The sequence below is a fragment of the Thalassospira sp. HJ genome, assembly GCF_000948415.1.
Taxonomy (GTDB): domain Bacteria; phylum Pseudomonadota; class Alphaproteobacteria; order Rhodospirillales; family Thalassospiraceae; genus Thalassospira.
In genome coordinates, this window is record NZ_JYII01000020.1 from 417,329 (window position 1) to 438,234 (window position 20,906).

At 55.0% G+C, this 20,906-nt stretch carries 23 protein-coding genes and 1 pseudogene; 8 read left to right on the top strand and 16 right to left on the bottom strand.

The genetic code is table 11. From position 1 onward, the window contains the following. Nucleotides 1-165 precede the first annotated feature (165 nt). The 4 genes from UF64_RS17630 to UF64_RS19800 all read right to left on the bottom strand — a co-directional run bounded on the left by UF64_RS17630 (nt 166) and on the right by UF64_RS19800 (nt 3,681). Nucleotides 166-939, bottom strand: a complete 774-nt coding sequence (locus UF64_RS17630) for an ABC transporter ATP-binding protein (RefSeq protein WP_200892694.1) — start codon at nt 937-939, stop codon at nt 166-168. Then, a complete protein-coding gene (locus UF64_RS17635; protein WP_082049859.1) occupies nt 936-2,000 on the bottom strand; it encodes an iron ABC transporter permease in 1,065 nt (354 codons plus the stop codon). The genes UF64_RS17630 and UF64_RS17635 overlap by 4 nt, the downstream gene beginning before the upstream one ends. A gap of 6 nt (nt 2,001-2,006) precedes the next feature. Beyond that, nucleotides 2,007-3,131, bottom strand: coding sequence for an ABC transporter substrate-binding protein (locus UF64_RS17640; RefSeq protein ID WP_044829890.1), 1,125 nt, complete (start codon nt 3,129-3,131; stop codon nt 2,007-2,009). Between the two features lie 136 nt (nt 3,132-3,267). Beyond that, a complete protein-coding gene (locus tag UF64_RS19800) occupies nt 3,268-3,681 on the bottom strand; it encodes a hypothetical protein (RefSeq protein ID WP_152630726.1) in 414 nt (137 codons plus the stop codon). A 239-nt stretch (nt 3,682-3,920) separates the two neighbouring features. Between UF64_RS19800 and UF64_RS17650 the strand changes: the two genes are divergently transcribed. The 4 genes from UF64_RS17650 (at nt 3,921) to UF64_RS17665 (ending at nt 8,371) form a co-directional block, all read left to right on the top strand. Continuing rightward, entirely contained in the window at nt 3,921-5,960 is a 2,040-nt protein-coding gene (locus UF64_RS17650; RefSeq protein WP_044829891.1) for a thioredoxin domain-containing protein, read from the top strand. Between the two features lie 42 nt (nt 5,961-6,002). Beyond that, nucleotides 6,003-6,491, top strand: a complete 489-nt coding sequence (locus UF64_RS17655; protein WP_044829971.1) for a methylated-DNA--[protein]-cysteine S-methyltransferase — start codon at nt 6,003-6,005, stop codon at nt 6,489-6,491. A gap of 144 nt (nt 6,492-6,635) precedes the next feature. After that, on the top strand, nt 6,636-7,610 hold the full coding sequence (locus UF64_RS17660) for a quinone oxidoreductase (protein WP_044829892.1): 975 nt from the start codon (nt 6,636-6,638) through the stop codon (nt 7,608-7,610). Between the two features lie 104 nt (nt 7,611-7,714). Then, on the top strand, nt 7,715-8,371 hold the full coding sequence (locus UF64_RS17665; RefSeq protein ID WP_044829893.1) for a 2OG-Fe(II) oxygenase: 657 nt from the start codon (nt 7,715-7,717) through the stop codon (nt 8,369-8,371). 61 nt (nt 8,372-8,432) lie between these two features. On the opposite strand, the gene UF64_RS17670 is transcribed toward UF64_RS17665, so the two are convergent. Then, nucleotides 8,433-9,026: an HD domain-containing protein gene (locus UF64_RS17670; protein WP_235285140.1), complete on the bottom strand. Its 594-nt coding sequence runs from the start codon at nt 9,024-9,026 to the stop codon at nt 8,433-8,435. A gap of 110 nt (nt 9,027-9,136) precedes the next feature. On the opposite strand from UF64_RS17670, the gene UF64_RS17675 reads away from it, so the two are divergent. Then, entirely contained in the window at nt 9,137-9,439 is a 303-nt protein-coding gene (locus tag UF64_RS17675; RefSeq protein WP_044829894.1) for a hypothetical protein, read from the top strand. A gap of 109 nt (nt 9,440-9,548) precedes the next feature. Here UF64_RS17675 and rho read toward each other — a convergent pair whose 3' ends face one another. From rho to UF64_RS17725, 10 genes are all read right to left on the bottom strand, one after another. Beyond that, nucleotides 9,549-10,814, bottom strand: a complete 1,266-nt coding sequence (gene rho, locus UF64_RS17680) for a transcription termination factor Rho (protein WP_044829895.1) — start codon at nt 10,812-10,814, stop codon at nt 9,549-9,551. 340 nt (nt 10,815-11,154) lie between these two features. Further along, nucleotides 11,155-11,514 carry a helix-turn-helix domain-containing protein gene (locus UF64_RS17685; RefSeq protein WP_044829896.1) on the bottom strand — a complete coding sequence of 120 codons (360 nt, stop codon included), beginning with the start codon at nt 11,512-11,514 and terminating at the stop codon, nt 11,155-11,157. Beyond that, nucleotides 11,511-12,161: a Smr/MutS family protein gene (locus UF64_RS17690; RefSeq protein WP_044829897.1), complete on the bottom strand. Its 651-nt coding sequence runs from the start codon at nt 12,159-12,161 to the stop codon at nt 11,511-11,513. Before UF64_RS17690 ends, UF64_RS17685 begins: the two co-directional genes overlap by 4 nt. Beyond that, entirely contained in the window at nt 12,151-12,348 is a 198-nt protein-coding gene (locus tag UF64_RS20810) for a hypothetical protein (RefSeq protein WP_044829898.1), read from the bottom strand. Before UF64_RS20810 ends, UF64_RS17690 begins: the two co-directional genes overlap by 11 nt. 72 nt (nt 12,349-12,420) lie before the next feature. Further along, complete coding sequence (locus tag UF64_RS17700; protein WP_044829899.1) at nt 12,421-13,356, bottom strand: ABC transporter substrate-binding protein; 936 nt, start codon at nt 13,354-13,356, stop codon at nt 12,421-12,423. Between the two features lies 1 nt (nt 13,357). Further along, nucleotides 13,358-14,071, bottom strand: a complete 714-nt coding sequence (dnaQ, locus tag UF64_RS17705; RefSeq protein ID WP_044829900.1) for a DNA polymerase III subunit epsilon — start codon at nt 14,069-14,071, stop codon at nt 13,358-13,360. Between the two features lie 18 nt (nt 14,072-14,089). Next, nucleotides 14,090-14,674, bottom strand: a complete 585-nt coding sequence (gene coaE / locus UF64_RS17710; RefSeq protein ID WP_044829901.1) for a dephospho-CoA kinase — start codon at nt 14,672-14,674, stop codon at nt 14,090-14,092. Between the two features lie 21 nt (nt 14,675-14,695). Continuing rightward, nucleotides 14,696-15,562: a shikimate dehydrogenase gene (locus tag UF64_RS17715; protein WP_044829902.1), complete on the bottom strand. Its 867-nt coding sequence runs from the start codon at nt 15,560-15,562 to the stop codon at nt 14,696-14,698. 44 nt (nt 15,563-15,606) lie between these two features. Next, entirely contained in the window at nt 15,607-16,212 is a 606-nt protein-coding gene (locus UF64_RS17720) for a nucleoside triphosphate pyrophosphatase (protein ID WP_044829903.1), read from the bottom strand. Between the two features lie 22 nt (nt 16,213-16,234). Next, the gene (locus UF64_RS17725; RefSeq protein ID WP_044829904.1) at nt 16,235-17,059 is read right to left on the bottom strand and encodes a pyruvate, water dikinase regulatory protein; all 825 of its coding nucleotides are present in this window, start codon (nt 17,057-17,059) and stop codon (nt 16,235-16,237) included. A 688-nt stretch (nt 17,060-17,747) separates the two neighbouring features. On the opposite strand from UF64_RS17725, the gene hemE reads away from it, so the two are divergent. From hemE to hemJ, 3 genes are all read left to right on the top strand, one after another. Next, complete coding sequence (hemE, locus tag UF64_RS17730; protein WP_044829905.1) at nt 17,748-18,788, top strand: uroporphyrinogen decarboxylase; 1,041 nt, start codon at nt 17,748-17,750, stop codon at nt 18,786-18,788. A gap of 199 nt (nt 18,789-18,987) precedes the next feature. Then, entirely contained in the window at nt 18,988-20,103 is a 1,116-nt protein-coding gene (hemH, locus tag UF64_RS17735; RefSeq protein WP_044829973.1) for a ferrochelatase, read from the top strand. Between the two features lie 103 nt (nt 20,104-20,206). After that, nucleotides 20,207-20,635, top strand: a complete 429-nt coding sequence (gene hemJ / locus UF64_RS17740; protein WP_044829906.1) for a protoporphyrinogen oxidase HemJ — start codon at nt 20,207-20,209, stop codon at nt 20,633-20,635. A gap of 63 nt (nt 20,636-20,698) precedes the next feature. On the opposite strand, the pseudogene UF64_RS20695 reads toward hemJ, so the two are convergent. Then, nucleotides 20,699-20,906 (bottom strand): annotated as a pseudogene (locus tag UF64_RS20695) (IS110 family transposase); the annotation flags it as partial.

Genomic DNA, 20,906 nt, shown 5'->3' on the forward strand with positions numbered 1-20,906 from the left:
CGGTATCGCTGTCTGGTTGTCGCCATTATGACGGGGAATGGCAACATCTCAAACACAAAGCGATCAAAGGTCTAACCCCCACCGCCCGAGCACGCGCCAGATCAGCCAAAATAGATCGCCCCGATATGCTTAAATTGGCAAAATCGGCTGCCACAAAACAGCAGATCAGGCCATGGCTTGCGCCAGCGGCGCAATCACCGGCCTGCCCCCGGCCCGCGCCACAAGATCGACATCAAGCCCATAGCAGCGGCGAATGTTTTCAACAGAAAGCACACTCTCTGGTGCGTCCTGCTGCACCAGCCGCCCGTCATGGATCAGGACAAGCTGATCGGCATATTGCATGGCGATGTTAAGATCGTGAATGGCCATCAAGGCAAGCGCATTGTGACGCACGACATAGCGTTTCAGCAGCATAAGAACCGATATCTGATGGGACATATCAAGCGCGCTTGTGGCTTCATCAAGCACCAGCAGGCGCGGCTGGCGCACCAGGCGCTGGGCCAGAAGGACGAGCTGCTGCTGCCCGCCCGAAAGTGTTGTCATGCAGCGGGACGCCAGATGCGATAGGGACAATTCGGCAAGAATGCCGGTGGCGCGCGCGATATCGCCTTGTGACACGCGCCAACCCAGCCTCTCATGCGTGCCCAGAAGCACGGTTTCAAGCACGGTCAGGGATGCCGAGACCTTGCAGGACTGCGGCATATAGCCGATATCGCCAGCTTTGGGCTGCACGCCTGACCCGGATCCGCCCCAGGACACCGTCCCGGAAAAGCCGGTGTGCCCGGCAACGGCGGAAAGAAGTGTCGATTTCCCGGCCCCGTTCGGGCCAATCACACCAACCACCTGCCCGGTTGTGAGTGCGCAACTCACACCCGACAGGATATCGGTACCAGCGCGCCGAACGCCAAGATCGCGAATGGCAAGGGTTTGCGTCATCATGCGGACCGCCTTTTGCGTGCGTAAATAACCAAAAACAACATGGGAATGCCGGCAACGGCGGTGATGATACCCACCGGGATCACCCCGCCGGGCGAGATCAGCTTGCCAAAGACCGATGCGCTGGCAAGGATGACCGCCCCCACCATGGCCGAGAGCGGAATGGAAAAGCGGTGATCTTCACCGACCAGTGCCTTGGCAACATGCGGGGCCACCAACCCGACAAAGCCGATCGTGCCGACAAAACTGACCGCAGCGGCAGTCAAAAGCGCAATCAACACAAAGCTTCGCCGGCGTAATCTGCCAACCGAAATGCCAAGACTTGCCGCATTGGCATCGCCTAGCCGCAAGACCGTAAGCTTCCAGGTATCGCTCAGGATCAACGGCACGCAGGCAAATGCCACCAGACTGGTCACCGCAACACTGGTCCAGTTGGCCTTAAGCAGGCTGCCAAACAGCCAGAAGACGATCTGCTGCAGGATTTCCGGCGAGGCCAGATATTGCAAAAGCGATTGCAGCGACTGGAACAGAAACAACACCCCGATCCCGCACAGGACAAGGATTTCCGGCGTTTCGCCCAGCGCATGCACCATGCCATAGACAATCAGGCAGGCGACAATCGTCATGGCAAAGGCAGCAATCGGCGTGATCAGATATTCCGGCAAGGGCAAAGCCGCGCCAAACATGATCGAAAGTGCTGCACCAAAACCGGCCGCAGCCGAAAAACCGAGCGTAAAGGGACTGGCCAGCGGGTTATCAAGGATCGTCTGCATCTGCAGCCCGGCAATGCCAAGGCACATGCCAACCACCACCGCCATCAGGCTTTGCGGCATGCGCAAATACCAGATGATGGTCGTTGCCGCCCGGTCCCCATCATGCGGCCCGGCCAGAATGGCAGAAATTACATCCGAAAGCGGCATGCCCGATGGCCCGATCGACAGATCAAGAATGACAAGCCAGAGCATGACGACAAAGGCGCCGCCCAAGGCCAGCGCACGTTTGACAGCCATGCGTCGATACCCGGCGATGTGCCGGGTATCGATTGCCACTGCATCAGTGTTCATTGCCGATCATTGTCCGACCGGGACATAGCGCGCGACAAACACGCCGTCCGGATCAACCGGCAGCCAATCGGCGTAAAACGTTTCAAGCTCCTTGCGTGGATGCACATCAGCAAAGCTATCGGGATAAAGCGCCTTGGCGACCATGCGCATATAGACAAAGTCCGAAAGCGTGCGCGCCCCGCCGTGATAAAGGGCATAAATCTCGCCGTCTTTAACCGCCGGTAGCTCTGCCCAGCCAGGACGGGTCAGATAGGCCGCCATGCGCTCATTGACCAGATCCGGATCGGCACCAAAGCCAACCGGCACCGCACCCGGGGAACCCAACCATTCCGAACCGGCCAGGAAAACGACATCGGGTTTGCTTGCCAGAACATATTCCGGGTTCAGCGGACCCCAGTTTTCGATCTGGCCATTGGCGATATTATCGCCGCCCAAGGTGTCGATCAGCCCGCCCCACATACCGTTGGCATAGCTGTTACCGATTTCGGACGGGCCTTTCTTGGCCAGTTCGACATAGACTTTCTTGCGCGCAGCCTTGGAGGCCTCAACGCGCGCCAAGGTGTCGCTATAGTAGGACTGATACAGCCCTGCGAGCTTTTCAGCCCGGTCTTCGGTGCCCATGGCCTTGCCAAGCGCACGGGTCGACGCCAGATGGCGCTCCAGCGTCTGGGCATTGTAATCAATCACCAGAACCGGAATGCCAGCCTGTTCGATCTGCGCGACATTCTGACCAAGCGCACGGTACTGCCAGGCGGCCATGATCGCCAGATCCGGGCGGGCGGCAATAGCGGCCTCGATTGAAAACGTGCCGCCTTCGGTATCGCCAACATCGGTCAGCTGGTCAATTTCGGGGAATTTGGCGACATAGGCCTCGTACTGTTTGGGGCGCCAGCCCTTCCAGACCGGGCGCGAGATCGCCACAACCCGGTCCAGCGCGCCGTCACCGGCAATCGCCAGAAAATCTTCGAAATTAAAGCCCAACATTACGCGTTCTGCGGGCTTTTCGAGGGTGATGGTGCGGCCTTCGACATCGGTGATTTCAATATCGGCCTGTGCCTGGGATGCGCCAAACAGCGCAATCGCCCCCATTACCCCGATCGCAGCCGAGGCAATTTTCGCAAAAAGTTTCATTGTCGTTTTCCTGATAGGATTTTCTCAACACCGCGACCTTGCCGTCGGAAAATGCCCTGCAAACCAAGCGCGCAGCAGCATTCCCCGTAATACCCAAGGGATCACGGTCATTTCGTGCAGTCACAAAAAGCGGGACTCACCCGATCAGGACGGGTGGTGCACGTGGTGAGATATCAGCAAAAACGGGTTCTGCGAGGTGAACGGGTTCCTGTGCCCTTGGAAAGACAATCCGTGCATAGGGCTCCCGAACTTTAAGCCCGGGCTGGGGAACTGGCAGAACGATGGAGGAAATAATGCGGCAAGCCGGGCAATCCTGCGTCAGACCGGACGCCGGTTCGTCATCTGCGCCGGTCGGAAATGCGGCCGAACAAATGTAGGGGATCGATCCGTCTGGCAGGGCATAGAAGGAAAGATCGGGCTGACTTGCATTACTTTGCGGAAACTGCGGGACCAGATGCGCAAAACCCACCAAAACAAGTGCCAACGCGCAAAGCGCGCGGACAACATTGCCGGCATTGCTAGCCAGTGGGTTTTTGAACGTTCTCGTCACGATCAGCTGATCTCGCATGTTTGACGCTTTATGGGGACTGAGCCTAATCGAAAACACGTCATTTGCCATGATTTATCGCAATTGCATCCACGATAATCAAGAATTAGTGAAATTTGCCCCCTAACACTCTCGGATCCCTTGTTATTTTGCCCATGTCGGCTAGGCTTGATGAAAACGACAGCCATGAACAATAAAAGCACCGATGGCCGATAAAATGCGCATCGGGCACAGGACACAGAATGAATATCGCACGTAACAATCTTGGTTCGGAAACAAGCCCTTATCTCGTTCAGCATCGCGACAATCCGGTGCATTGGCAGCCCTGGAGCAGCGAGGTCCTTGCCGCCGCCAAGGCCGCGAACAAGCCGATCCTGCTTTCGGTTGGCTATGCTGCGTGCCACTGGTGTCACGTCATGGCGCATGAAAGCTTTGAGGATGATGGCATCGCAGCGCTGATGAATGACCTGTTCATCAACATCAAGCTCGACCGCGAAGAACGCCCGGACCTAGATGCGCTCTATCAGAATGCGCTGGCGCTTCTGGGCCAACAGGGTGGCTGGCCGCTGACCATGTTCCTGACCCCTGATGGCGAACCGTTCTGGGGCGGGACCTATTTCCCCAAAGAAGCGCGCTATGGCCGGCCGGGATTTGGTGATGTACTGAAGACTGTCTCCAGGATTTACGCCGAAAAACCCGATGATGTGCGCCACAATGTCAGCCAGATTTCCAATGCGCTGATCAAGATGAACCGCGCCACGGTCGGCTCTATCCCAAGCCTTGAGATGATTGATCGTTGCGGCCATGGCTGTTTGCAGATCATGGATGGGCAAAATGGCGGCACGTCGGGCGCGCCGAAATTCCCGCAGCCGAGCCTGCTGTCCTTTATCTGGCGCACTGGTGTGCGTACCGATGACAATGAGCTCAAGCGCATCGCCAAGCACAGCCTTGATCGCATGTGTCAGGGCGGGATTTATGATCATCTTGGTGGCGGTTTTGCCCGCTATGCGGTTGATGACCAGTGGCTGGTGCCGCATTTCGAAAAGATGCTTTATGACAATGCCCAGCTGATTGATCTTTTGTGCGATGTCTGGCGGGTCGATCCCAATCCGCTTTATGCCAAACGGGTCGAGGAAACCATTACCTGGATCCTGCGCGAAATGCGCATTCCCGGTGGCGCCTTTACTGCAAGCCTGGACGCCGACAGCGAGGGCGTCGAAGGCAAGTTCTATGTCTGGTCGGAAACCGAGATTGACCAGATCCTTGGGGCGGATGCCGATCTGTTCAAGAAATTCTATGACGTATCAAAAGACGGCAATTGGGAAGGCCACACTATCCTCAACCGCACCGCATCGGGGCTGACACTTTCTGATGACGCGACCGAGGAAAAGCTGGCGGAGCTTCGTGCCAAGCTTCTGGCAGAACGTGCCAAACGCTTTCGTCCGGGCTGGGATGACAAGGCGCTGACCGACTGGAACGCCATGACGATTGCGGCCTTTGCCGAGGCCGCCATGACCTTCCACCGCGCCGATTGGCTCGATTATGCCAAGCTTGTTTATGGCTTTGTGACCAATACCCTGATGGAGGGCGACCGCTTCCTGCACAGCTACCGCGATGGTCGCGTGCAGCATGCCGGGATGCTTGAAGATTACGCGCATATGATCCGCGCAGCCCTCAGGCTTTATGAATGCTTTGGCGAGGATGCCTATCTGAATGAGGCCATCCGCTGGTCGGACATGGTCGAAACCCTGTTTGCCGATGCCCAAGGCGGTTATTTCCAGTCGGCATCGGATGCCAGCGACCTGATGGTGCGCCAGAAACCCTTCATGGATAATGCCGTACCTTCGGGCAATGCGATCATGGCGCAAAACCTTGCCCGGCTTTTTGCCCTCACGGGTGAGACCAAATATCGCGATCAGGCAGAGATTACGCTTTCGGCCTTTAGCGGCCGCATTGGCGAGCAGTTCCCCAATATGCCGGGCCTTCTGATGGCGGCTGAAATGCTGCAAAATCCGGTGCAGATCGTTCTGATCGCGAACGACCGCAGCCAGACCTATCTTGATATGCGGCGTGCCATTTTTGGCTGCTATCTGCCAAATCGGGCGATTACGATCCTGTCAGACGGTGATCCCCTGCCCGATGGTCATCCGGCCCAGGGCAAAACCGCGATTGACGGCAAGGAAACCGCCTATGTCTGCCAAGGCCCGCTCTGCTCCGCCCCCGTGACAAGTGTCGAGGATCTGACCAGCCTGCTTGCCGATTTGCCAACCAAGGCGGCATAACACGTCTGTGCTCTTAGCGTCGCCTTTATGAAAGCCACCGCCATGCCGCAAATCTCGATCAACACACCTGTCGGTGCAATCACGGTTTTCGCATTTGAAGATCAAATCGTTGCACTTGATTGGGGATTTGTTGATGAAATTGAAAGCACAGCCGTGCTGGAAGAAGCCAAAAAGCAGCTGACTGCCTATTTCGCAGGTCAGCTGACCCGCTTTGATTTGCCCCTCGCCCCGGATGGCACGGATTTCCAAAAGGCGGTCTGGGATGCGATGTGTCAGATCCCGGCGGGCAAAACCGCGACCTATAAGGACTTGGCAACCGTGGCCGGATCGCCGAAGGCATTTCAGTCGGTTGGCACGGCCTGTGGCCTTAACCCGATCCCGATCATCATCCCCTGTCACCGTGTTCTGGCGTCAGGTGACAAACCGGGCGGCTATTCCGGCCAGGGCGGGCTTGAAACCAAGCGCACGCTTTTAAAAATCGAGGGTGTGGACCTTCCGCTTGGCAGTGATCAGGGCAGTTTCGATCTTTAGGCGGCTTTTGGTTGGCCGGTCTGGCGACCCGCATTTCTACTCTGCGAAATACATAACTTCGCCTGCTGCAAATCAAAGGCTTCTGCCCTACACTCCGGCCATTGATCAAACACGCGTTGAATAACGCATCAAGGGAGGTCTTCCATGACCAAAGCATTCCGATTTTACGAAACCGGCGGCAGCGATGTCCTGAAATTCGAAGATGTTGACGTTGGCACGCCGGGCGAAGGCGAAGTGCGCCTGGCGCAAAAGGCCGTTGGCCTCAACTATATCGATATCTATTTCCGTTCCGGCGTGTATCCGGCACCCAGCATGCCGTCAGGCCTTGGTCTGGAAGGTGCTGGTATCATTGAAGAAATTGGTCCGGGTGTGACGGATCTGGCGGTTGGTGATCGGGTGGCCTATGCCGCACAGCCGCTTGGCGCCTATGCCGAGGCACGCGTGATGCCGGCCAAGGGTCTGGTCAAGATCCCTGATGATGTCAGTTTCGAACTGGCTGCGGCTGCGATGCTGCAGGGCATGACCGCGCAGTACCTTCTGCGCCGCACCTATAACGTCAAAAAAGGCGACACCATCCTGATCCATGCCGCCGCTGGCGGTGTTGGCCAGATCGTCTGCCAGTGGGCCAAGCATCTGGGTGCGACTGTGATCGGCACGGTGGGATCAAAGGAAAAAGCCGAAATCGGCAAGGCCAAGGGCTGCGATTACCCGATCCTGTATCGCGAAGAGGTCGTCTCCGAGCGCGTCAAGGAAATCACCAATGGCCAAGGCGTTGAAGTTGTTTATGATTCGGTTGGTAAAGACACCTTTGATGACTCGCTTAAATGCCTCAAGCGTCTTGGCATGATGGTCAGCTTCGGTCAGTCATCCGGTGCCGTTCCGCCGGTGTCCCTCGCCCAACTTGCCCCGGGCGCCTATTTCCTGACCCGGCCGAGCATCTTCCACTATAACGCCACCCGCGAAGAGCTTCTTGCGAGTGCCGGTGAGCTGTTTGATGTGCTCAAATCAGGCATCGTCACCATCGACATCACCGCGACCTACCCGCTCGCCGATGCCGCCAAGGCCCATGACGACCTTGAAAGCCGCAAAACCAACGGTTCGATTGTCTTTACGGTCTGATTTTGCGTCAATCCTGACGCGAAAAGGATAGGACACTTCATAAAAAAGCCGATACATTGCGCTATCGGCTTTTTTTGTGCCTTTTCTTTACCGGAACCTGTGTGATGTCTGTTTCAAAAGTTCAAGATTCTGTCATTGCCGCCTTCAAATCGGCGAAAACCTACCAGGACCCTTATCAGCACTGGTTCCTTGAAGACGTTTTGCCGGAAGGCTACGCCAAGGCCGTCTGTGCGCTTCCGATTGATGCGCCTTTTCTTGAAGTGGATGATGCCGGCACGCGCGAAGCGAACAATTCAAGCCGACGTTATTTCGATAAAGAAACGATCAGCAAATTTGATGCTGCCAACGATATTGCGGAGGCCTTCCATTCCCGCGAAGTTGTCGACACGGTCGAGGAAGTCTTTGGCGCGGATCTCCGTGATTCGCGCATTCGCCTTGAATTTGCCCAGGATCGCGACGGTTTCTGGCTGCAGCCGCACACTGATATCGGCGTAAAGCGCTTTACGATGTTGCTGTATCTGTCAGACGAACCAGGTCACGAGAAACTTGGTACCGATATCTACAAGGATGCTGACACCCATGTCGGCGCATCTCCGTTCAAGCCGAATTCAGCCCTGATCTTTGTTCCGGCCGACAATACCTGGCACGGCTTTGAAAAGCGCAACATTCCGGGCATCCGCAAGTCCCTGATCATCAACTATGTGACGCCGGATTGGCGCGCGGTTGAACAGCTGCCCTTCCCGGATACCTACGTTAAATAACGTTGAAGCTGAAACGCTAAAACGCCTTTAGAATCCCGGTAAGCTTTTGGTTTGCCGGGTTTTATTTTTCGTGGAAGACCCGCACATCGCGTGCGATGGCATCAAAGCGTTCTGACAGGCCGTCGCTGACGACCCGGCACGGGGCAACCACGGCTTCGGCCCAGTCGACATAGGCGAGGATCTGTTTTTCATCCCAGCCAATCGGCGTGTCGGTCAGCATCGCGCCGACATTGGCGACCTTGTCGGCCAAACGCACCAGTTTGGCACCGTTGGTGAGGCTTGGGGCGGTTTCGATCTGCTTTGCCTTACGTTCATCGCGTGGCAGGGCCTTGTCATCACTGACCTCAAGCACGATATCGGCCACGATTTCGTTAAAGCAGGCAGCGATTTCATCGCGTGTCGCACCGCAATCCTCGATCACGTCATGCAGAACGGCAGCACATAGAATATCCTCGTCCGTGCCGGGTTCGCATTCGACAATCAGGCGGGAAACCTCGATCGGGTGATTGATATAGGGTTCCTGTGCGGCCCCTTTGCGACGCTGGTCGCGATGGGCGCGGGCGGCGAAATCAACGGATTTGAGTAAAAGCTGCATAAAGCGCAATACGGTCGTGAACGGAAGAGCCAGATTCACACGGCTTTTGCGCTGTTTCAAGCCTTCATCCGCCCGGCCCGATGAAAATCATGCAAAGCCATGAAAAACTGCGACAAACGCGCTACTATCAAGCCCGTTGATGCGCGCTCATTTATCGGGAGACGTCGACAATGTCACAGGATATCCGCCTGAAACTGACCTTGCGAAACGACAGTGATGGTCCCCTGCATCTAAGCGGCCTTGCACCCAAGGATGGCTGGCAAAGCGGCCCGCCCAACCGGCTTGAGGCCAATGAAACGGTGGTCTGTGAAATCACCACCGCCCATACCCTTGCGATCACGCTGAATTACGGCACGTACCATATCGGCCTGCAGCTAAGCGATGACAGTTTCAGCATTGAGCCAGGCGATGCGCGTGTCGAACGACAGAAACTGGGTGGGGATGTAGCAGAGGTGGTTTTGGCGCTTGGATAGCCGCGAAACCGGCATTATTTCGATATTGAAATAAAAACGGGGCCCGTCTTGGGGCCCCGTTCATTTTTGGATCGATCCATATCATCAGGCCGATCAGGCCAGAGTGGCGTTAGCCATTCATGGAATCGAAGAAGTCGTCGTTGTTCTTGGTGCCCTTGAGCTTGCCAAGCAGGAATTCCATCGCGTCCTGCGGACCCATCGGGTTGAGGATACGACGCAGCACCCACATCTTGGACAGGACGCCCTTGTCGACGAGAAGTTCTTCCTTACGGGTCCCCGATTTGAGGATATCAATCGCCGGGAAGATACGCTTGTCAGACAGTTTGCGATCCAGAACCAGTTCGGAGTTACCGGTCCCTTTGAATTCTTCAAAGATGACCTCGTCCATGCGCGAACCGGTATCGATGAGCGCGGTTGCGATGATGGTCAAAGACCCGCCCTCTTCGATGTTACGCGCGGCACCAAAGAAGCGTTTCGGACGCTGAAGCGCATTGGCATCAACACCACCGGTCAGGACCTTGCCCGAGCTCGGCACCACGGTGTTATAGGCACGTGCCAGACGGGTAATGGAGTCCAGCAGAATGACAACGTCATGCTTGTGCTCGACCAGGCGTTTGGCCTTTTCGAGAACCATTTCAGTAACCTGAACGTGACGCTGGGCCGGTTCATCAAAGGTCGAGCTGATGACTTCGCCTTTTACCGAACGGTCCATGTCGGTCACTTCTTCCGGGCGTTCGTCAATCAGAAGAACGATCAGATAGGCTTCCGGGTGGTTTTCCTCGATCGCGTGCGCAATGTTTTGCAGCATCACGGTTTTACCGGTGCGCGGCGGTGCGACGATCAGGGCACGTTGACCTTTACCAAGCGGCGAAACCAGTTCGATGACGCGGTTGGTAGTATCTTTGTTCGTACCTTCCTGATCGGACTCACGCTCCATATGCAGCGGCTGATCAGGATAAAGCGGGGTCAGGTTGTCAAAGTTGATGCGATGACGGACTTTTTCCGGCGCATCGAAGTTAACCTTGTCGACTTTCAGCAGCGCGAAATAACGCTCGCCCTCTTTCGGCGAACGGATCTGGCCTTCGACCGTATCACCGGTGCGCAGACCAAAACGGCGCACCTGGCTCGGACTGACATAAATGTCGTCTGGGCCGGCAAGATAGTTTGCCTCCGGGCTACGCAGGAAGCCGAAACCATCGGGCAGCACTTCAAGAACACCTTCGCCAAAGATGGCATGGTCGTTCTCGGCCAGCTGCTTGAGGATGGCAAACATCAGCTCCTGTTTGCGGAGCGTGCTGGCATTTTCGATTTCGAGTTCCTCTGACAGGGCAAGCAGCTCGGTCGGAGATTTCTTTTTAAGGTCCTGAAGATGCATATGTGCGTTTAATGATCTGTGGTTGCCGAAAGGGCGAAGATTTTAGGGAGATAGAAAAGAGATGTGCGGTTGACCGTCAGGCAAGGCGCTCAGGCATTTGCTGGTGCGTGCGGACGGATCAAAAACCTTGGAGTTGCAAGAAAGGCAGGTCTTTTCATGTTTCTGGATCGAAACACCACCGATTGATACCCTCGAAAATCGCAATAGTCAAACCGTGATTCGACGAAATCGCCTATTTTGCTGCCTGAGTTGTACAAAAAACACGATTTTCCTGCCTGATTACAGCAATTCCAGTCAACAGTTACGGAAATATAGCGTTGAGAATGAGGAAAACGCGGCCCTAAGCCGGGCGTTCACGCACGATTTCAAGCATACGATCAAGCTGATCGTCACTAAGCCCGGCAATCCGTTCCGACAGCAGGTTGGCGAGTTCGGTCGCCGCGGGCTCGAGGCCGGCGGTATCGACCGTCACCTTGGGGTGGGAAAGTTGGGCCAAGCGTTTGATGTCATCGACCTCGTCCCAGACAAGATTGAAATAACCACAGATTTGCTGCACCAGACCCGGGCTTGGCCGGCCGCGATGGCCGTGTTCAAGGGCGGACAGATAGGCCGGTGACAGCTGCAACGCCGTTGCCATGTCGGTTAGTGTGACGTTGTTACGCGCCCGGAGTTCCCTGATGCGATTGCCAAAAGGTGTCACGGGCGTCTCCGTTTCAACAAAACATAAAAGGCCCCGGCCCCGCCGTGCTGGATTTGGGCCTGATTGATGGCAAGGATGCGATTGCGCAGACGCGGTGCGCTGAGCCATTGCGGTGTGCGTTCGCGCAACAGGCCGGTGCGGCCATATTCATCAGCGCGCGATCCCTTGCCGGTTATTACGAGAACGCAACGTTTCCCGGCACGCCAGCTATCCTCGATAAAGGCGTTGAGCGCATTATGCGCGACCTCCTGGGTCATGCCATGCAGGTCAATGCGCCCGTCAATCGACATCTTGCCCTTCTGAAACTTGTTGGCGGTCGAACGATCAATACCGTCGGTGACACCGGGTTTCAGTTCAGCAAGTGCGCGGTTCTTGATCTGTGGGCCCCGATCCGCATGGCGCGCAGACGGCAAATTGCGGGCAGCCCGACTTTGTTCGGACTGTTCAAGCTTGTCGCCCAGATTGTCGGGCAGAGTGATGGCGGTATCGCTGGTATGGATTTCATCGTCTGATGCGGCCATATCGTCATCGCTGCCCTTGCGCCTTTTATTGCGCAAGGGTTTGACGTCACGGGTAAAGACCTCCCACAGGGTCTTTTCATCCTCCGTGATGGTGCGGCGTCGCTTATTGGGTCTTTTACTTGTCATCCACCAGAACGATATGCAGTCGGCGCGGCCCAACTGCGCCAAGCGGTATCGTTTGTTCGATATCAGCCATTTGCAACAGCCCGGTCACCCAAGGAATGTTCGCGGCATATTGCCGTGTCCGACCTTTTCGCGCAACCACGCCCGTCCCAGATCCAGCACGTTCATCGACAATATTATTGTTTGGCAATGTGTTAAATCATCCTGATCCCGTTTCTCAAGATGGGCTGGCGATGAAGTTTGATTGCTGAATGTTGTGATCTTACGGGCCAACCCGGTCAACATCGACGCAGCTGATCCCGTTATTATCGAGGTTAAGCATTGCTTTTAAAAACGAGCTGTCGAGATTGGTTGAAAGTCCGTGTGTGCCGCGATTTTCAACAAAGAAGCCGTCCCGCTTAAAGGTATCAAGCTGGGCTTGCAGCTTTTTAACATCCCCTTCTGGGACAGCGCCACTGATCGCGATGTAGAGATAACAAATCCGATAGGGTGCAGCGCCAGAAATGTCGGGAATGCCAGGGTCTTCTTCGCGTGCTTCATCTACATAATGGCGCAGGATATTGCCGCCAATCGCTATCAAATCAACGCGTCCCGCCATCATCATTGGCAACAGAAGTTCTTCGCGCGGCACCATGATCAATTGTTTGGCCCCGCGTTCACGCAAATAGGATTCGCGCGCCGAACCCAACAGCACACCGATGCGAGCATCGCGTAACAGCGTCTTAAAATCCATATCCGCCCAGCCACTATCGGTAAAACCATAAAGGTTCCAGAAGGTGCGACTGACCGGCCCCACCCATTGGAAAAGGTCTTCGCGATAATCAATCCTGGTGGTGGGATAAATCACATGGCCGGTTTCGCGTTCAGCCAATTCCAACTGCCGTTTCCAGGGCATTTGAGGCATGATCTCGACCTTAATCCCCGCCTTGACGAACAGCTCAATCGCAAGCGTGTCGAAATAACCCGGTTCCGGCCTAGCCGAAGAACGCACACGCGCACTTTCGGAAAGATGAATAACGTAGGTCCCATCAAACGATGTGTTTGCAGGTGGCGATTTACCGCTGCCTTCCTGCGCCAACACACTTGCAGGAATGAAGTTTAAAACAGCTTCAAATAGCAATGCTGCAAAAAGGACTTGGTCACATACTCGGAAATGCAATTTTGGAAAACGCAATGAAGGCCACTGCCATTTTCCCATATTATGCCTCTTGCTTTGCCAGCCAAAGGGCGTCTTTGACCTTGGCCTCAACATAGGCCCGGTGGGCGGCGAGTTCTTCTTCGCTGATAACATGTGGTCTCGGTTCAAGCCGATTGCCCCGGGGCCCGAGAATGCGCCGACCGGCATTTTCATCCTCCTGATCGCCATTTAGCGCATTGGGATCAAGTGACAGGCCGTGCTGACGCCCGCCCAGAAGTTCAAGATAAACCTGAGCCAGAAGATCGGAGTCAAGCAGGGCCCCGTGAAGCGTACGGTTGGAGTTGTCGATCTTGAAACGACGGCAGAGCGCATCGAGACTGACCGGAGAGCCCGGGAATTTCTTGCGCGCCATTTGCACCGTATCAAGGGCACGTTCCATGGCAATGCGCGGCTTATTGAGCCATTCGAGTTCCGCATTCAGGAACTTCATATCAAAGCTGGCATTGTGAATGACCAGAACCGAATCTTCGCCAATGAATTCAACGAAATCATCAGCAACCTCGGCAAAGACCGGCTGATCTTTCAGGAAGTCATCACCAAGACCGTGAACGTCAAATGCCTCTTTGGGCATCGGGCGTTCGGGATTGATATATTGGTGGTACTGACGGCCCGTCGGCATGTGATTGATCAGTTCGATACAGCCAATTTCAACAAGCCTGTGGTCGGCATAGGGATCAAGGCCGGTGGTCTCGGTATCGAGGACAATCTCACGCATCTATTCTGGATCCAGTGATCAACTCAGTTGGTCAATAATGCCCTGAATATATTGAAAAGTGACCGCACGTCCCAAACCTGTCGGGATGATGAAATCTGCACGCTTGCGCTTTTCGATATCGGGCATCTGTTTGGACAGAATGGCGGAAAATTTTGCGTCCGTCATCCCCTGTCGCGAAAGAACACGTTGGCGTTGAATAAACCCCGGGGCGTACACAACCGCAACACGATCACAGCGCTTTTCACCCGCGGTTTCGTATAAAAGCGGGATGTCGAGAACAACCATTTTGCGACCCAAACGCTGCTGTTTGGCAAGAAACCGGATTTCGGCCGTACGCACCAAAGGATGCAGGATGGTTTCAAGCTTTTTGAGAACAGCCGGATCGGCAAAGGCAATCTTGCCCAATGCCTGGCGGTCAATCCGGCCATCCTTGATCACATCGGGAAAGGCCTTGGCAATCGGATCAAAGGCCAAACCATCTGGCGCCATCAATTCATGGGTCGCGGCATCGGCATCATGGACCGGCACGCCAAGGTGACGAAACATCGCCGCCGCGGTTGATTTGCCCATGCCGATAGAGCCAGTCAGCCCAAGAATTTTCATGATAGGATCACCAACATATACTTAATCAGGAGAAAGAACGAAGTCGCGCAGTTCCTGGGTGACTTCCGGATCAATCCCGAACCAGCGATGGAAACCCGGTCGCGCCTGATGGAGCAACATGCCCAGACCATCAACAATCGGATTGCCGCGTTCCTTGGCCTGCAGCAAAAGATCAGTCATCAGCGGCGCATAGACAATATCCGTGACAAGGGCTGTTTGCGGCAAGCCGGCCAGATCAATTTCAAGCTTCGGCTGACCAACCATGCCAAGACTGGTGGTATTGACGACAAGTGACGCCCCGGCGACGGCTTCGGGTGCGAGCGGCCAGTCAACGACCTTGATCCGTGGATCATTGATTTCCTTGGCGAGATCCTCGGCGCGTTTGCGTGTGCGGTTGGCAAGCCGGATTTCCGGGCTGCCTTCATCAAGCAAAGCGACCAAAACCGCGCGGCAGGCCCCGCCAGCGCCAAGCACGACGGCTGGGCCAGAGGCAAAGGCAATATCCGGGGCTTCCTGGCGCAGGTTTTCAATAAAGCCATAGCCATCAGTGTTATCCCCCCACATCCGGCCATCCTTGGAGAAGGTGACGGTATTGACCGCCCCGATGCGGCGCGCCCGATCAGAAAGCTCGTCACATTCGGGCATCGCCATCTCCTTTTGCGGAATGGTGACATTGACCCCGGAAAAACCCAGATTACGCAAGGAAATCAAAGCGGCCTGAAAGTTTTCCGGCTCCACGGGGAGCGGCATATAGCAGCCATCAATGCCGTATTTCGCCAGCCAATAACCATGCAGGCGCGGTGATTTCGAATGCGAGACCGGCCAGCCCATCACACCGGCAAGGCGCGATGTTCCAGAAAGCGTGCGATAGGGATTACGCGGGGTCATGAAGGATGTTTCCTGCCTGAATGCTTATTATCTGTTTGTTTTTTCTATGCTTTTAGAACACCATGATCGCGCAAGAAGCCAATCAGGGGCAAAAGCGGCATGCCAAGGACGGTGAAGTAATCGCCGCGAACCTCGGTAAAGAGCTGCGCGCCCAGGCCTTCAAGCTGATAGCCGCCAACACAGTGATAGATCTCTTCACCGGCCGCATCGAGATATTCCTCAAGCCATTCATCGGTGAAGTTGCGCACGGTCAGATGGGCGGTATCGATCGTGCCCCAGATGCGAGATCCCTCTTTATATATAACTGCGGCCGAAACCAGCTTGTGGCTTTTACCGCGAAGGGCCAGAAGCTGCGCGCGGGTATTGTCACGGTCCATTGGCTTGTCAAACCAGATGCCATTACATTCCAGCATCTGATCGGCAGCAATGACGATGGCGTCAGGCTGTTGGCGATACATGCGCAGCGCCTTCATTTCGGCAAGCGTTTCTGCGGCTTCGGCAGCAGTGGCACCTTCGGCCTTCATCGCCTGTTTATAGCCATCCTCGTCAATCATCGAGGCGACGGCTTCGCAATCAACGCCCGCATTGGTCAGCATGGCATGGCGGGCCTTGCTGCTGGAGGCAAGAATAAGACGATGGGTATTGGGCATCTATTTATCCTGTTCGTATCGCTTAGTGACCGCGCCGGTCATACATGGTCGAAAGAATGATGGCGGCGGTTTCTTCGATGGATCGGCGGGTCACATTAATGATCTTCCAGCTGCGTTCGGTAAAGTAACGCCGGGCCTGATGAACTTCGTCGCGCACCGCGACCGGATCAACGTAATCCCCACCCTCTCCGCGTTCGATCTGGCGCAAACGGTTTTTTCGGATCGAGACCAGCTGATCAACATCCTTGATCAGGCCGACCACCAACGGTTTTTCAAGCTTATCAAGCTCTGGCGGCAGCGGGCAGCCCGGCACAAAGGGAATGTTGGCGGTCTTGATGCCGCGGTTGGCCAGATAGACCGAGGTCGGTGTTTTCGAGGTGCGCGAGACACCGACAATCACCACATCGGCTTCTTCCAGATCCCAACCGGACTGGCCGTCATCATGAGACAGCGTGTAATCGATCGCCTCGATCCGGCTGAAATATTCCTCGTCCATTTTATGAAGCGCGCCAGTTCGGCCGTGGGATTGTTGGCCGAGATAACCCGCCATCATGGTCACCGTATTATCAAGCACATGGCTGTGCGGCACCTGCAGACGGCGGCAGCCTTCTTCAAGCTTGCGACGGATATCGCTGTCAAAGACGGTATAAAGGACGATGCCGGGATTGCGCTCGATATCGGCCAGAACGCGGGCCAGCTGCGCGTCGGTTCGGATCAGCGACCAGACATGTTCATGGGCGCGCACATCAGGAAACTGCGCGACACAGGCGCGCGCGATGCCATCGACGGTTTCCCCGGTTGAGTCCGAGACCAGATGAAGATGGAAAATTTTGTCCGTCCCGACCATGCCTGTCCGTTTCTTTGGCCAAAAACTGGGCCCACAAGCAGAATCTTATCCACTTTTTGCGCGCCAAGCGATTTCTCAAAATTAGTTCAAACGCCCAACGGGCTGTTCAAAATACCGATCACTAACCGGATGGATAAGATTTTTGCCGCAACCCGAAGTTAGCAGATCGGAGTCGGGCCTGTGGATAATTGTGGATAACGGGAGCGACTCCGGCCCGGTTTTTTCCACAGAATTTATCCTCCCCTTCATACAAACTTTCTCAAACGCTCTGTCCCGAGCGGGATAACTGCCGATTTTTTCCCGTAATAACAGGGATAAGAATGCAAAAACCAGACTTATTCACCTTATCCACGTTATTTAAAAACGTCTTTTCCCAAGGCAGAGTCTGAGAGTCGTTTGGAGTCGTACACAGTTTTCCCCAAGACCGCTTGAGATGAATCATTTTTCCCGAGTCGGAATGTGGATAAACTGTGCGCGAAATTTAATCCCTGTTATCCACAGGGAACCACTCACAAACAACATCCTTTTTTATTAAATAAGGTTTTGTTAGGCAGAACGTGGAAAACGTTCGGGCAAAGGCCCCAGGACACATTTCACGAAATAACAAAGCCGGTTCTGAGCAAGGGCGAACGCCCCGGGTCAGGCCAAAGATCAAAAAAGAGATCGGGACAGAGAAACAGGAAACCAGATGCCTAACACCCAAAAGACTTTCTTGCGTGCCCTTGCCGGTGAAACCCTTCCCGTACCGCCGATCTGGCTGATGCGCCAGGCTGGCCGCTATTTGCCGGAATACAAGGCAACCCGCGCAGAGGCCGGTTCGTTCCTTGATCTTTGCTATAATCCCGATCTTGCCTGCGAAGTTACGTTGCAGCCACTTCGGCGCTATGACTTCGATGCGGCGATATTGTTCTCCGATATCCTCGTTATACCGCAGGCACTGGGTCAGCATTTGGCATTCAAGCAGGGTGAAGGCCCACAGCTTGAGGCCATCAGAGATGCTTCAGGCCTGGGCAAGCTTTCGCTTGATAGCATTCATGACACCCTTGGCCCGATCTATGAGACGGTTTCCAAGCTTTCAAGCGCCATTCCGTCCAGTACAGCGCTGATCGGCTTTGCCGGTGCACCCTGGACCGTTGCGACCTATATGGTCGAGGGTAAGGGCTCCAAGGACTTCCCGAATATCCGCCGCTTTGCCTATGGCGATCCTGATGGCTTTGCCAAACTGATCGACATCGTGATTGAGGCGACCACGCAATATTTGCTGAAACAGGTTGAAGCGGGTGCAGAATGCATTCAGCTGTTTGAAACTTGGGGCGGGGTTCTGTCCGAAACCGGCTTTAATCGCTGGGTGATCGAGCCGACCAAACAGATCGTTGCCAATTTGCGTGCCGTCCATCCGGATCTGCCGATTATCGGCTTCCCGCGGGGCTGTGGTTTGCATCTGGTCGATTTCAAACAGAAAACCGGTGTGACCGCGGTTGGCCTTGATAGCGGTGTCAAACTCGACTGGGTGGCTGAAAACCTTCAGAAACTGGGACCAGTGCAGGGTAATCTTGATCCGATGTTGCTGATCACGGGCGGTGATCCGATGTTTGATGAAGCCAAACGCATCCTTGATACGCTGGGCAAAGGGCCGTTCATCTTTAACCTTGGCCATGGCATCACCCCGGAAACGCCGCCGGAACATGTTGGCCAGCTGGTCGACTTCATCCGGAATTACAAAGGATAAATGTCGGCAATTGCTGCATTTTATTTTGTGATTTTTGAAATCAATCAAATCGATTGAAAAATTCAATGCGTATAGTGGGCTAAGTTTGTTGCGCTCCGCACCTGTTTGACCAAAATAGGCCCCGGAGCGCGACGGATTTACGTACATTCCGGTTTGTCGGGAACCGGTTGAAACACGCTGTGCCATGAAGGATAGCCAAATGTCCGAGACGACGCGCAAGAAACGCGCCATTGTTCTTTTCAATCTGGGTGGCCCGGATAGTCCGGCTTCTGTTGAGCCGTTTCTGTTCAACCTGTTTAACGATCCGGCGATCATCAGCCTGCCCAATCCGTTCCGGTTTTTGCTGGCAAAGCTGATTTCGCGCCGTCGGGCCCCGATTGCACGCGAGATCTATGACCATATCGGCGGAAAATCGCCGCTTCTGGAACTGACCCAGGAGCAGGCCGATGCCCTGCAGGTGGCGTTGAATTCCGAAGATGACGGCTACGAAAACCGCTGCTTTATCGCCATGCGCTATTGGAAGCCGTTTGCCGATGATACCGCGGCCGAGGTTAAGGCATGGGGTGCGGATGAGCAGATTTTGCTGCCGCTTTATCCGCAGTTTTCGACCACCACCAGCGGATCGTCGGTCAAGGATTGGAAACGGGCCTGCAAGAAAGTTGGGCTTACTTCCCCGATCAAGACCGCCTGCTGCTATCCGACCAATCCGGGCTTTGTTGATGCATCGGCCGAAATGATCAAGGCGGGGTATGATCGGGCGTGTGCCAAGGCAAGTGAGCTTGGCATTGATAAGCCGCGCATCCTGTTTTCCGCCCATGGCGTACCAAAAGCGGTGATTACCAAGCGCGGTGATCCCTATCAGTCGCAGATCGAAAAAACCTCGGCCGCCGTGGTCGAGAAGATGGCGATCGAGGGGCTGGACTGGAATGTCTGCTATCAAAGCCGTGTCGGCCCGATGGAATGGATCGGCCCATCGACCGAGGACGAGATCGAGCGGGCCGGCAAGGAAAACAAGGCTATCGTCGTTGTCCCAATTGCCTTTGTGACCGAGCATTCGGAAACCCTGGTCGAACTCGACATCGAATATGGCGAGCTGGCGCATGAAAAACATGTGCCGGTTTATGAGCGGGTGCGCACGGTTTGCTCCCATCCTAAATTCATCAATGGGCTTGTTTCGGTTGTAAAACAAACTCAGGAAGAACTTGATGAAAAGGGTGCGGATGATCCCTCCGTCGAGACACGCGGCTGGTGGTGCCCGGATGAACATTCCTGTGCTGCGGCCAAGCAGCCCGGTCTGAAGCCCGCCGGGGCCTAGATCACACCTTAGACGCATTAGAGGCCGGTTCCGTTGGGGGATCGGCCTTTTTGCTGTTAAGGTGCCTCACCGCACGCCAACAGACTTAGAGAAGAAGAGAGAGATGGATAGCTACAGCATTATCAAATCCCTGCATGTCATCAGCGTGATCGCCTGGATGGCAGGTCTTCTGTATCTGCCGCGGCTTTATGTCTATCACTGCGAAGTGGCACCGGGATCGGAAGCCAGCGAGAAGTTCAAGGTGATGGAACGCCGTTTGCTGCGTGCGATCATGAACCCGGCGATGATTGCGACCTGGCTGTTTGGTGGCCATCTGGTCTTTGCCATTGATGCCCTGTCACAGGGTTGGTTCCATGCAAAGCTGCTCTGTGTGGTGCTGATGACCATCTCGCACATGATGCTGGCACGTTATCGCCGGGCGTTCGAGGCGGATGCCAATACCAAGTCGCAGAAATTCTATCGCATTTTCAATGAAGTACCGACGGTTCTGATGATCATCGTCGTCTTCATGGTGATCGCAAAACCGTTCTGATTACTGTCGGAAATACGATCTGATCGGATTTCATTACGTTTTTGAAATAAAAAAGCAGCGGTATTAGCCGTCAAGTATTAAAGCATAATGGTCACGCATTCTCGCATTGAGGATGGTGACCATTTTTCTGACGACAGCAATCACAGCAACCTTGCCGGGTTTTCCGTTTTCAGTCAGGCGTTTGTAGAAGTCGCGTAGCAGAGGATCGAAGCGTATTGCCGGTAATGCAGCATAGTAAAGAGCATTGCGCACTTCCAAACGTCCGCCGCCA